Origin of the sequence: Pseudoalteromonas sp. APM04 (assembly GCF_022809815.1) — a bacterium.
In the GTDB taxonomy this organism is placed as follows: domain Bacteria; phylum Pseudomonadota; class Gammaproteobacteria; order Enterobacterales; family Alteromonadaceae; genus Pseudoalteromonas; species Pseudoalteromonas marina.
In genome coordinates this window covers 414445-427376 of record NZ_CP094442.1, presented here as the reverse complement: position 1 = coordinate 427376, position 12932 = coordinate 414445, and the positions used below count along the sequence as shown (strand labels likewise).

Annotated in this window: 10 protein-coding genes and 1 pseudogene; 7 read left to right on the top strand and 4 right to left on the bottom strand. The window is 40.3% G+C overall.

What is annotated here, in order from left to right; all coding sequences use genetic code 11:
- Window positions 1-7: 7 nt before the first annotated feature.
- From MTP24_RS17825 to MTP24_RS17805, 5 genes are all read left to right on the top strand, one after another.
- Window positions 8-646 carry an ATP-binding cassette domain-containing protein gene (locus MTP24_RS17825; protein WP_008131847.1) on the top strand — a complete coding sequence of 213 codons (639 nt, stop codon included), beginning with the start codon at window positions 8-10 and terminating at the stop codon, window positions 644-646.
- 27 nt (window positions 647-673) lie between these two features.
- A complete protein-coding gene (locus tag MTP24_RS17820; RefSeq protein ID WP_058553062.1) occupies window positions 674-1318 on the top strand; it encodes a CDP-alcohol phosphatidyltransferase family protein in 645 nt (214 codons plus the stop codon).
- Window positions 1311-2102, top strand: coding sequence for a sterol desaturase family protein (locus tag MTP24_RS17815; protein ID WP_243533875.1), 792 nt, complete (start codon window positions 1311-1313; stop codon window positions 2100-2102). Before MTP24_RS17820 ends, MTP24_RS17815 begins: the two co-directional genes overlap by 8 nt.
- 262 nt (window positions 2103-2364) lie before the next feature.
- Window positions 2365-5028: a glycoside hydrolase family 16 protein gene (locus MTP24_RS17810; protein WP_243533873.1), complete on the top strand. Its 2664-nt coding sequence runs from the start codon at window positions 2365-2367 to the stop codon at window positions 5026-5028.
- Window positions 5029-5102: 74 nt separating this feature from the next.
- Window positions 5103-8096, top strand: coding sequence for a TonB-dependent receptor (locus MTP24_RS17805; protein ID WP_010556831.1), 2994 nt, complete (start codon window positions 5103-5105; stop codon window positions 8094-8096).
- Between the two features lie 54 nt (window positions 8097-8150).
- On the opposite strand, the pseudogene MTP24_RS17800 reads toward MTP24_RS17805, so the two are convergent.
- A pseudogene (locus tag MTP24_RS17800) lies at window positions 8151-8612 on the bottom strand (peptidase); the annotation flags it as partial.
- Window positions 8613-8674: 62 nt separating this feature from the next.
- Window positions 8675-8974, bottom strand: a complete 300-nt coding sequence (locus MTP24_RS17795) for a hypothetical protein (RefSeq protein WP_008130696.1) — start codon at window positions 8972-8974, stop codon at window positions 8675-8677.
- A gap of 200 nt (window positions 8975-9174) precedes the next feature.
- Between MTP24_RS17795 and MTP24_RS17790 the strand changes: the two genes are divergently transcribed.
- Entirely contained in the window at window positions 9175-10836 is a 1662-nt protein-coding gene (locus tag MTP24_RS17790) for an asparagine synthase-related protein (protein ID WP_243533871.1), read from the top strand.
- 54 nt (window positions 10837-10890) lie between these two features.
- Here the strand turns inward: MTP24_RS17790 and MTP24_RS17785 are convergent, their stop codons facing one another.
- Complete coding sequence (locus MTP24_RS17785) at window positions 10891-11307, bottom strand: nuclear transport factor 2 family protein (protein ID WP_243533869.1); 417 nt, start codon at window positions 11305-11307, stop codon at window positions 10891-10893.
- A gap of 24 nt (window positions 11308-11331) precedes the next feature.
- On the bottom strand, window positions 11332-11634 hold the full coding sequence (locus MTP24_RS17780; protein ID WP_008127797.1) for a hypothetical protein: 303 nt from the start codon (window positions 11632-11634) through the stop codon (window positions 11332-11334).
- A gap of 225 nt (window positions 11635-11859) precedes the next feature.
- Between MTP24_RS17780 and MTP24_RS17775 the strand changes: the two genes are divergently transcribed.
- Complete coding sequence (locus tag MTP24_RS17775) at window positions 11860-12891, top strand: LacI family DNA-binding transcriptional regulator (protein ID WP_006792638.1); 1032 nt, start codon at window positions 11860-11862, stop codon at window positions 12889-12891.
- Window positions 12892-12932: the final 41 nt, after the last annotated feature.

Sequence of the window (12932 nt, the reverse complement as noted above, 5' to 3'; positions counted from 1 at the left end):
GTTTTTAATGCAGTCATCTTTAGAGATTAAAAATTGTGAGCTTTATCGTCAACACGAGCAATTACTAAGCTTAAACGAGCAAGTAAAAGGCGGCGAAATACTTACTATTATGGGGCCATCAGGCAGTGGTAAATCCAGTTTATTAAACTGGCTTACCGGCACATTACCCAGCGGCTTTAACGCAAGTGGCGAAGTGTGGCTTAACGGTAAAAGTATTAATGATTTACCCGCACATTTACGCCACATAGGTGTGCTTTATCAAGATGCGTTATTATTTTCGCATTTATCGGTAAGCGGTAACATTGCCTTTGCTATGCCTAAAGGCAATAAAAAACAGCGCCTTGAAAAAATAGAGCACGCCCTTGAACAAATAGGATTAAAAGGCATGGCTAATCGCCACCCCGACAACCTCTCTGGTGGGCAACAAGCACGCGTTGCTTTATTACGTATGCTATTAAGCGAGCCAAAAGCGATTTTGCTTGATGAACCCTTTAGCAAGCTCGATACCCAATTAAGAGTAGATACGCGCGAGCTGGTTTTTAGCCAAATACGCGAGCATAAATTGCCCGCTATTATGGTCACCCACGATCATAGCGATGCAGAGGCCGCAAACGGCAAACTGATCACCTTAAATTTAGCCAAGTAAACGCACAAAAAGCACAAGGCACCAAGCATGTTAGACAAATACATCACCCCAGTAATAAAGCCACTGTTAACTCCCGTTGTAGCGTTAATGCACAAGCGTGGTATAACGCCCGACCAACTCACTGTGGTTGGTTTTTTAATAGGGCTATTAGCTGTACCATTAATTGCGTTTGAAATGTGGTACGCAGCGTTAACAGCTATTGCTTTAAATCGTATTTTAGATGGGCTAGATGGCGCATTGGCACGCCATGCAAATTTAAGTTCAAGCGCTGGCGGTTTTTTAGATATTACCCTCGATTTTTTATTTTACGCGGCAATTCCGCTAGGTTTTATTTTGGCAAACCCGGAGCAAAACGCCATTGCAGGTAGCATATTACTGGCCACTTTTATAGGTACAGGCTCAAGCTTTTTAGCCTTTGCCATAGCCGCCGAAAAATTTAAGCTCGAAAAACCTCAGTTTAAATACAAAAGCTTTTACTATTTAAATGGTTTAACCGAAGGCACAGAAACTATCGCGCTATTTATAGCCTTTTGTATTTGGCCGCAGCACTTTGCCATAATGGCGAGTATTTTTGCCACTGCGTGCGCTATTACTATTTTTACACGTATACATGGTGGTTATAACACGTTAAAACTCCAAGAAGCTGATGAGGTTACACAAGCCAATGAGTAATGAAATTTGGTGGCGTTTAGGGTTCTTTTTTAGCATTTTGGTTATTATGATGCTGCTAGAATCGCGTATGCCCGCACGTAAATCGCCTATAAAAAGTAACACCCGATGGTTTGCTAATTTTGGACTCGTGTTTGCTTCATCACTAATTGCCCGCTTAAGTGTACCCATAGGCTTAACCGCCGTAGCGCTTTATAACCAAGAGCACGGTATTGGTTTATTTAATCAAATAGCCACACCAAGTAGTGTTGCTATTATTTTAAGTATATTACTGCTTGATATACTTATTTATTGGCAGCATAGGTTATTTCATAACGTGCCTATTTTGTGGCGTTTGCATCGCGTACACCACGCCGATGCCCATGTAGATACCAGCACAGGTTTGCGTTTTCACCCTATCGAAATTGTACTTAGCATACTTATAAAATTGATTGCCGTTACCGCTTTAGGGGTACCCGCTATTGCAGTATTAATATTTGAAATAGCACTTAATGGATTAGCATTATTTAATCATGCAAATATACGCTTACCACAAGCAATAGAAAAACCACTTCGGCTCATATTAATGACCCAAATACTACATCGTATTCATCATAGCCAACGCGTGAACGAAACCAATTCAAACTATGGATTTAGCGTTATTTGGTGGGATAAACTGTTTGGTAGTTACAAAAATGAAGCGCAAAAAACCGATAACGACATAGATGTAGGCCTAAAAGAATACCCAAGCGAAAAGCAAAACGCGTCTCTTTGGGCTTTGTTAACCATGCCATTTCATAAAAAGTAACAACTATCCTCTTAAAAAATAAAATCATTAAACAAAATTATGTAGTTTAATGATTTTAGAACTACTATTTATTCGTCAAACAGTAAATTAATTGTAAATAATTTAGACAAATATGTTGACCAAATCACAACTGCACAATACTATTTGTAAGCGCTTACAATTACACACGCAAATGTAAGCGCTTACAGAAAGTATAAAAGCTATAAAATCAACTAAACTTAAACACATATTCTGACAATTATCAGTTGAACGGGGTTCAGTTATGAACATTGAAACAACACGCATTACACGCCTTCTGGCAGCTATTTCATTAGCGTCTTTGGCCGGCTGTGGTGGTGACGCTGCAACAACAAACACAAATACAGAAGTCGTTAATTCTTCAGAGCCAGTCTCAGACTGGCGCATGGTATGGAATGACGAATTTGACGGCACTAGCATTGATACAAACAAATGGAACTTTGAATTAAACTGTGCTGGTGGTGGTAACAACGAAAAGCAATGTTATACCGATAACGAAGAAAATGCCTTTATCAAAGACGGCATGCTGAACATCGTCGCACTCCCTGCAGAAGAAGGCGCAGCTAAACCTTACACATCAGCCCGCTTAAATACCCGTTACAACGCAGACTTTACATACGGCCGCTTTGAAATGCGCGCAAAATTACCGTCTGGTCAGGGTAGCTGGCCTGCATTTTGGATGATGCCAACTGATGAAGAGTATGGCACTTGGCCACGTTCTGGTGAAATTGATATTTTAGAAGCTGTAAATCTAAAAGTAGCCGCTGAAGATGGCACTATTGAATCTTACGTGCACGGTACTCTTCATTACGGTCGTGAGTGGCCAAATAACTCTAGCTCAGGTAAAGCTTATTTGTTACCTGAAGATATGAACCCAGCTGATGATTTTCATACTTACGCTGTAGAGTGGCAAGAAGGTGAAATCCGCTGGTATGTAGATGATTACCTTTACGCTACACAACGTCGTTCTGAAGTTCGTTTCAATTCAAAAGACGAAGCTGTTGGCCTTAAACACAAAGGCTGGTTTGCAGAATACTTTGAACAAGGAAGCGGCGAACTTACAACACATTGGGATAACGCCCCTTTCGATAAAGATTTCTACCTTATATTAAACCATGCAGTGGGTGGCGATTGGCCTGAAAACGTTAACAACCTAGGTATTGATGCAGACGCATTTGCACAAGGCCAAAGCTTTGAAATTGATTACGTTCGAGTATACGAATGTGCATCAGACCCAAGCACAGGCAAAGGTTGTGAAACAGTTCGCCCAGGCTACGACAGCCTAGACGACGCACTTGTAGAAGGTGCAGCACCTGTACCTACCCCACCTAGCGACGGCGTAGCCCGAAACCTTGATGTATTTAACGGTAGCCTAGACGCTAACTGGATTGCATGGGATTGTTGTGGCGGCACTGTACCAGAGGTTATTACTGATGCAGACAAAGGTGACGCAGTTAAATTTAATATAAACGATAACAACGGAACTGTGCTTGGTTTCTCTACTCGCGGCGGTCACTTTCCAGACGACTTTACAGGAACATCGTCTCCATTTGATGCATCTCCATTACTTGAAGTAAACGGCCGTTTAACGTTTGACATGAAAGTAGTAACGCCTCCAACGTCGGATACTACATGGATACTTAAAGCAGAAGCAGGTGACGGTGGCCCAAATACAGGCGACGTACCATTAAGTGAAAGCAATGAAGGTGTAACACCTGTAACTGGTGAATGGCAAACATATACCTTTCCATTATCACTACTTCAAGAAAAAGGCCTAGATTTAAGCGCAATTGATGTGCTTATGGTATTCCCGGCATGGCAAACAGGTGAAGGTGCTGAGTACCTTATTACTAATGTAGCAATTGAAGGTGACTTGGGTGCTTCTCCTGAGGTTGTCTTATTCGACAACGGACAAAGTTTAGATTGGCCTATGTGGGATTGCTGTGGTGGTTCAACACCAGTTGAAGCATTAGACGACGAAGAACACGGTTTAACTGCAGAGTTTAGCATTGGTGAAGCACCTACAGTAATGGGCTTTAACACACGCACTTCTGCAGGCGGAAGCGGCACACCATTCGATGCGACTAGTATTTTAGAAAATGGCGTTCTGCAGTTTGAACTAAAAGTAATGTCAAACCCTAACAACCCTGACTCAACTTGGTTAATGAAAATTGAATCTAATGAGGGTGACTCAGCGGTAGAACTTCCGTTAACAGACGCAGGTGACGCGCCAGTTGCAGGTGAATGGAAAACTTACACTTACACCTTAGCCGACCTAGCAGGTGCAGGTTTAGATGTTAGCGCGATAGATGTTGTCATGATTTTCCCAGCATGGGGAACGGGTGAAGGCGCAGTTTACCGTGTAGATAACGCTAAAATTTATGACCCAAGTGCAGCATCTACTGCAGGAAGTGAAATTACAATATTCCAAGATACTGCTGCTGAGCAATGGAGCATATGGGATTGTTGTGGTGGTTCAACACCTACTGAAGAAACAGACGATAGCGATCACGGTACCGTTGCTGAATTTGTAATTGGCTCAGCGCCAACTGTTATGGGCTTTTTAGCCGATGAAGGTGTTTCTTTTGATGCCTCGTCTATCCTTGCAAATGGGGTTGTACAATTTGAAATGAAAATGGTGACTCCACCTAACGCAACAGACGCTCAATGGTTATTTAAAATTGAATCAACTGGCGCTGCGTCTGCAGTGGAGCTTCCTCTTGCAGAAAGTGTTGAAGGTCAAGTACCGGTTATTGGTCAATGGCAAACGTACACATTTACATTGCAATCACTTTTTGACGCCGGTTTAGACATCAGTGATATCAACGTGTTAATGGTTTTCCCAGCATGGAGTACGGGTGAAGGCGCGGTTTATCGTATCGATAACGTAATTATCGCAAACCCGTAGAACAACCATTGAATGGTAGGTGCCTTTAAATAGGCACCCACTAACTGTAATAAATTTAGAAAAGCAGAGCAATTATGAACACATTCACTTTTAAAAAGAGCCAGTTAGCAGCTTCTGTGTCACTTATCATCGCTGCAAGTACATTTAATTTAGCCTATGCAGCAGAAGAAAATACTGCTGAACCTGAACTAGAAATCATTGAAGTAAAAGGTATTCGCGGATCATTAATCCGTTCAATGGATGTAAAACGAGATGCTTCTGGTGTAGTTGACGCCATCTCAGCTGAAGAAATGGGTAAGTTCCCAGATACAAACTTAGCAGAATCATTACAACGAATTACTGGCGTATCTGTCAGCCGATCAAACGGTGAAGGTAGCCAAATTACTGTTCGTGGTTTTGGTCCATCGTTTAACTTGGTAACACTTAATGGTCGCCAAATGGCGGGAACAGGTTTTACACGCTCATTTAACTTTGAAAACTTATCATCAGAAGGTGTAAGTTCACTTGAAGTAATGAAAACTGCACGCGCTGATTCACCAACCGGTGGATTGGGTGCAACTGTAAATATTGTTACCGCAAAACCATTACAAAAGCCTGGTGAGCGCTTTTCTTTTATGGCTAAAGGTATTCACGATACATCTGTAGAAGAAGGCGATAAAGTAACACCTGAAATTGCAGGTATCTACAGTAATACCTTTGATGACGAGCGTTTTGGTGTGTCGGCTAACTTTTCATATCATCGTCGTGATTTTCAACGACAAGCAGCAAATGTTCGCTCTTGGTTAGTTAATCCAAATCTCTCGGTTGATGCAGCTAATATTGTTGATAACCGCCCAATGGATGCTGAAGGTAACCCGGCTAAACAATTCTTTGACCCAAACGCTGGGGAAAATGGTGAATTTGTTTCAGCCGCTTTCTTTCCGCAAGAAGTTAGTTTTGCAAAAGATGACATTCAACGTGAGCGCTTAAATGCGCAAGCAACATTTCAGTTTGCACCAACAGATAACCTAACTTTTACGCTTGATCATACAATTTCACAAGCAACGACCGGGAATAACTCATTGTCTTGGGGTATTTGGAACGGATCGTTTGGTGGTAATGCCAATGCTTATGAACTTGATGAAAATGGTACAGCTGTTTATTACAACTCTGCAGGTGACGATGCATCCTTTACTGCATTTCGTGAAACATCAGAAGTAGATTCAAAAGCAACAGGTATTAACGTTGAGTGGTTAGCAACCGAAAACCTGAGCTTTAACTTTGATGCTCACACATCTAAAACAACGACCGATAATGGTAAAGATCCTGGCTTAGGCGCTAACGCACGAATCATTTTAGGCTCGGCAGACATTTCAACTAAAGAGTACTCTTTCCGTGAAGGTGACGTACCTGGTTTTAATGTAAATTGGAATAACGGTACGCAAGAAGTTGATCCAAACCAAATTGGCTCTAACTTTAGTATATTTACAAGAACACCCGGTGAATCAGAAGTATCTCAAGTACAACTAGACGGTAAACTATTTACTTACACTGACATTGGTTTAGAAACAGTAAAGTTTGGTGCTGCATACACTAAGCAAACACTTAGTGGCTGGGGTGGCTCTAATAATGCCAATGCACCGGGCTTTAATAACGGTACATTTGCTGAGATATTCCCAGATAGTATGTTCGAGCGAGTTGATTTAAGTGGCTTTCTTGACGAATTTTCATTTGGTCCTAACGGTGTAGCGCCAGGCTATGCTTACACTTATGATCTTGATGAAGCATTTGCTCGCCAAAGCGCTTTTTTAACTGAAGACGTAATAGGCAGTGATGTTTACCAAATAGGCACCTTTGATGGCTTCCCAACTAACAAAGTAGAAGAAGAAACAATCAGTGTTTACCTGTCTACAAATTGGGTATTTAACGTTAGCGACTACGATGTTTTTGTAAATTTAGGCCTTCGCTACGAAGAAACTGACATTGTAAGCCCAGCTAAAAGCCGTGTTGCTCAGCAAGTATATTGGGCAGGTGGTTCTGAGTGGCTAACTGAATTTGCCAGTGGCGGCGAATTAGTTGAGGTTGATTACAAAGGTAATTACGATCTTCTTCTACCTATGATAGATGTAAAAGTCGACCTTTCTGATAACTTAGTGTCACGTGTATCTTGGGGCCAAACAATCACACGCCCTACCCTTGGCGACATGCTTGGCAACTTAAGCTTAACACCGTCACCTAAGTTAAATTCAAGAAGCGGTAGCCGTGGTAACCCAAATTTACAACCGTTTAAATCAACAAACTTCGATCTTAGCCTTGAATATTACTACAATGAAGGTAGCTACGCTGCAGTGGGTATGTTCTGGAAAGATGTAGATAATTGGATTGATAACACACAAGTAACGACCACGTTTGAAGGCCTGCATGATGTTTATTTAGGTCAACGCTGGAATAATGCAGTAACCGCAATTGAAGGACGTGGCGAGCAGGCAACTGACTCTGCTATCTATAATGAGATTGTGGCAAATGGCGTAGGAATTGGCGAAAACAACCGTGTACTTCCTGACTCAGCAACTGATCCATTAATAGAGTGGACAATCAACTCACCAGAAAACGTAGGATCTCGTAAAGTAAATGGTGTTGAGTTTGCGATACAGCACTTATTCGGCGAGTCAGGTTTTGGCGCTGGTTTTAATGCCACTATTGTTGACGGTGATGTAGAGTACGACAACTATTACCTTGCATCTCAAGCTGTATTAGCTGGCCTGAGTGATTCTGCCAATCTACAAGGTTTTTACGAAAAAGATGGCTTATCAGTTAAAATTACTGGTGCATGGCGTGATGAATACCTAATTGCGCAAGGCCTACCAGATTCGGGGGCTACGGCTCCTCCACAATATGCTGAAGAATATTTACAGTGGGACATTAGCGTTAACTACGAAGTGAATGAAAGCACTACCGTATTCTTTGAAGGCGTTAATTTAACAAACGAGACAGAGCGTTCGTTCAGTCGTTTTGAAAGCCAGTTCTTAAGCGCTGCACAATACGGACCGCGTTATGCATTTGGTTTTAGATACTCAATGGGTAACTAAACTTAAATAAATACCAAATAAAAACCGCTCTAAGAGCGGTTTTTTATTTTTGAGCTATGGGATGCGCTTAATCTGCTCTAATAGTATATTCGTTGTCCAATCAACGCCGTTATACGCAATATCTGGCTTGTAAAAATCACCTGCCCCTCGCGCTCTATTTACATATACTTTATTTGGCACTACAACTTTACCTAAGCCTGAAGGTAAATCGGCTAAACGTACCTCCATATACATCGAGTCAGCGCTACTGGGTGCACCAAACAACGTGGTATTTTCAAAAAGCTTAAACTTATCAAGCGCATCTAAACAAGCACTAGCGCATTGCGGCGGCACTATAACAAACACCTTGGTTTTAAAGTCACTCACTAACGGCTCTTCTGGTAGGATATTTAGCGTAGTAGACTCTCGTTATACATAAGATGGATCACCACTTTTAAGCGATAAAGCCATGCCCGCAGCTACAGCTTTAAGTACTTTAAATATTTCGGGTTGATCTTTTATTATGTCCAATAGAGACATTGCATGATACCAAACAGACTGCTGCAAATTTAACCTAAAGGTCAACAGACCCTAATCATTTAATGCTTGAGTAAACGAATCCATTCATCGGGGTTTGCTATAATAAAATCATAAGTATCTTCATTTTCTAAGGTGATTGTTATTGCATCGCTTGTTAGTGGTAAAATGCCAGCACCTGTACCTACTGACTTTTCAATTTTTACGATTGCGCTGCGTGTTAAAGTATAAGGTCCTAAACCAGCACGTTCATTGTATGGCTCAAAACGTACCTCACCTTGCGTTACATAAAATTTACCATCGGCTTTTGCCACACCGCTTTGGTACGTAGCAGTAGATGATTTGAGTATTTCATTGTTCATTCGGTTTTCCTGCTGATTGATAAATTTACTTTTATAAAATGTATGCACCTTAATACGTTATATAATTTTGTGTTGTGAGGCAATTAATTTGTACCCAAAAAGCAAAAAGTTAGCACGGCGTCTCTTTAAAAAAATTTTCATTAATCTTGGTACAAACCTTGATACCTAATTAATATCAAAACGAATTACAGGTACGGGTTATGGCGAAATTTTTTGGAATTTATTATGCATCTGGGCTAACTCAACATCATGATTTTATTATTAATAAATTTAAAGCTGAAGATGCTAAAGTAAACAGTGGCACAATAAACGAAGTACATGAACAGGCTCTTTACTTAGCTAGTTTAGATTATGAAACCTTTGGCCCACATGCTTTTTTGCAAACAGATTCGCATATTGCAACACTGGTTGGTCACCCACTTTTAAGCGCGAACCGAAATAATGATTTAAACACCCTAAACTCACATTATACCAATGCAATGCTTACAGAATGTGAAGGTGTTTTTTGTATGGCACGGTATAACAAGGTTACGAATGTATTAAACTTAGTTACCGATTCCCTTGGGGTTCGCCCTTTTTATTATATGTATTATGAAGGTGCTTTTATTTTTAGTACCCAATATAGCATACTCAAAAACTTAGGCTTACCACTTACCTGTAATCACGAAGGAATGATGGAATATGCAACACTTGGGTATTACCTATTTGAGAATACCCATTACAACGAAATTTCGTGTATTCGCCCAGGAACTCGCCTAGAAGCATCATCTAACGGGGTTACTAAAACACAGTATTTTGACTGGTGCAGCTTTACTAAAAATAATGATAATTACGAAAAAACACTGCATAGCTTAAAGCAAGACCTATCTAACAATGTAAACAAATATATTGATAACGATAATCACGTGCTCACTACGCTATCGGGTGGATTAGACTCAAGGTTGATTGCGTGTTTACTTAAAAGACAAAATGTAAACATCACCGCCCTTAATTTTTCACAGCACCAAACACAAGACTTATACTGCGCAACAGCGTTCGCAAAAAGCCAGAAAATTGAGCTTGATGTTATTCGTGTTAACGATACGCAGGCAAAAACAATTGAAGACAGACTAGGCGAGCATTGGTTAAACGGCAAACATCCAGACCACCCTAAAGTAACACGTCCTCGTTTAGCATGGTCTGGCAATGGTGGAAGTGTTGGGCTGGGTGTTATTTACTACTCAGATGAAGTTTACGAAGGGGCTTTAACACAAGAACCTGAGCACCTTGCTGACGCTTATTTATCGCAACAATTTGCTTATATCCCCAAATCAATAATCCATAACGCTGATAAAATGCAAGCCAGACTAAAAGCTAATATCGTAACTTCATTAAAAGAGTTTGGAGATATTCCTCTTGAAAAAGCTTACTATCTGTTTTTATTACTTAACGATCAGCATCACCATTTAGCCATTCCATTCGAAAAAGTGGACGAGTATCAAATGGATTTTTGCCTGCCCTTTTATTCCTGGAAAGTACTTCGACATGTTTTGTCGCAACCAACGTCACAAGTAAGAAAGCATCGCTTTTATCATGATTTTCTACGCTATGCATTCCCCGAAGCCCTAGATTCGCCTTGGCAAGCATATCCTGGCCATGTTCCATGTTTATTACCAAAAGAAGGTATTGATCAATGGCAAATTAAACGCCCCAAGCAGTTTAAACCCACTAAGGTGTACCAAATTTTCAGTCAGTTAATGACAAGCCAACATAAGCAGTTAGTTAACCTAGCCTCGTTTAGTGCGGTTGCGTTACTACATGCTTCTGGCATTAAAAGCTATAACGATAAGCTAAAGGTTATTGAAAATATGCTTAAGCGGTAACATTAAAACACCTTGCTGTAGGCCTCTACTCAAGGTGTTTTAAGCAAGCTGTTTTTATTTAGTTGGTGGGAACCATACGCTAACAATTTTGCCATTACGCACTTCATACACCGTAACGGCAAACATATCATCTCTACCGTCACCAAGCCTAGTTAACCGCTCATAATCAACAACCACAGGCCCATTCACAATTCGATTTTCAAGAATCACTTTAAATGATTTTGGCGCTGTTTTTAAAAACTGATACGCTTTGATTAAGCTTTCTTGCCCAATAATGTCAGGAGCGCCTTCTTGGCTATTTTTAATTTTTATATCGGCCGAGTGACAGCTTACAAATAGCGCTATATTTCGTGCGTTATAAGCCTCTAGTTGCGCTTGCACTACTTGTTCAGGATCGGTACTTGCCGAGCACGCTGACGCATCACTCGCATAAAAGAGGCTAAATAACATTAGCATTGAGACAGCTTTCATAACAATAAACATCCTTGAAAATGACTACGAAAACTTAAAAAATACAATACTAGCAAGCAAAACAAACACAACATAAAATATAAACAGCTTACCAGCTTGGCGATGCTTAATAGCAAGCCTACACACTCTTTTATCGGTCGCACCTTTTAAGTGATTTAAACCATCCCCTGAGACGAACATTATGGGAATCATTAAAAATTTTGGCTGCCCAAGCGCTTGCCATATTTCAGGCTCAAACATTTTAACTGCTTGATAATATTTATATTCAGCAATTACTGCGCGAGCCATAAATAATGCCCATAGCAAAATAACAATTGTTATAATCATTTGCTTAGCTCCTCAATACTCTAAAAGTAAGTATTCAATCAAGCCTAAATTAAAAACACGAACTTTAATTAATAATTTTTGTGAAAACACGTCCAAACATAATAACGTAACCTCCTTATTAGCCAAATCAATACATATATTAGCGATAAAACCTAAACTTTTTATTATGTTTAACAGTTCAGTATGTTAATTTGTGTAGTGTAGTTTTACGGCAAAGAGTAGTTAATGAGTAAACAAATTCGGTGGACCTTAAAAAGTATTGCCAAAGAGTTAGGTGTGTCTAATGCAACGGTATCTAATGCATTTAATCGACCAGATCAGCTCTCAGAAAAACGCCGAGAAGCGATACTCAAAGCCTGCAAAGAGCTTGGTTACTTTGGCCCAAATAAAGCAGCGCAATCATTAAGAAACGGTACATTTAACATTGTCGCTTTGGTGCTACCCGACAGCGTTGAATACATGGTATCAGACCCAGTTGCCAGCAGCTTTATGCGAGGCGTGACTTCTGTACTCGAAAAAAACAATATTAACGTTTTATTGTTCTCTGGTAGTAACAATAACCTCAATAGTGTTGTTGATTTTGTAGATGGTTTTATTTGCTACGGTCGCCCTCGTAACCACGCATTAGTAGAACAACTTAAAACTACGCCAAAACACGTCGTCACAGTCGATTTTGACATTAACCGCAATGCGTCGGTTAACATTAATAACGAACAAGCTAGCTACGAAATTGCCAAGCATGTTTTGCACAATATAAACGATAAGGTCGCCATTCTAGGGCTAAGACTTCTCGATGAAAACGTATTATGCCGCGTTTATGAACATCACGAGTTTCAAACCGGAGAGTCAATTTCTCATCAGCGTTTACGTGGCTATCAACGTGCATTAGTTGAGGCAAATATTAGTGTTGCTGACGACCGCATTTGGAACATACCTGAAAGCAGTGAGCGCTTTGCTAATATAGCTGCAAAAGAAGTATTATCAGCCTCACCTCGCCCTAACGTTATTATCTGTATGAGTGATTTAATTGCACTCGCCACAATGCGAGAGGCAATCAAGCAAGGTATAAAAATTGGAAAAGACCTACGTATTGTTGGATTTGATGGGATTGATGAAGCAGCACGGTTCGTGCCTAGGTTAAGTACTATTCATCAAAACAGTGAAGAAAAAGGCGTAATTGCTGCAAACTTATTTATTTCTAAAGAAAACAAAATACAAGAAGTCAGCTACGAACTCGACATTGGTGCCAGCAGTTAATAAAAAAGCCAAGCTAACTAGCTTGGCTTTTTGTTAAGCAA

Coding starts and splice junctions, on each gene's coding strand:
- MTP24_RS17805 (WP_010556831.1), top strand. CDS start 5,103: ATGAACACATTCACTTTTAAAAAGAGCCAGTTAGCAGCTTCTGTGTCA.
- MTP24_RS17775 (WP_006792638.1), top strand. CDS start 11,860: ATGAGTAAACAAATTCGGTGGACCTTAAAAAGTATTGCCAAAGAGTTA.
- MTP24_RS17815 (WP_243533875.1), top strand. CDS start 1,311: ATGAGTAATGAAATTTGGTGGCGTTTAGGGTTCTTTTTTAGCATTTTG.
- MTP24_RS17810 (WP_243533873.1), top strand. CDS start 2,365: ATGAACATTGAAACAACACGCATTACACGCCTTCTGGCAGCTATTTCA.
- MTP24_RS17785 (WP_243533869.1), bottom strand. CDS start 11,307: ATGAAAGCTGTCTCAATGCTAATGTTATTTAGCCTCTTTTATGCGAGT.
- MTP24_RS17825 (WP_008131847.1), top strand. CDS start 8: ATGCAGTCATCTTTAGAGATTAAAAATTGTGAGCTTTATCGTCAACAC.
- MTP24_RS17780 (WP_008127797.1), bottom strand. CDS start 11,634: ATGATTATAACAATTGTTATTTTGCTATGGGCATTATTTATGGCTCGC.
- MTP24_RS17820 (WP_058553062.1), top strand. CDS start 674: ATGTTAGACAAATACATCACCCCAGTAATAAAGCCACTGTTAACTCCC.
- MTP24_RS17795 (WP_008130696.1), bottom strand. CDS start 8,974: ATGAACAATGAAATACTCAAATCATCTACTGCTACGTACCAAAGCGGT.
- MTP24_RS17790 (WP_243533871.1), top strand. CDS start 9,175: ATGGCGAAATTTTTTGGAATTTATTATGCATCTGGGCTAACTCAACAT.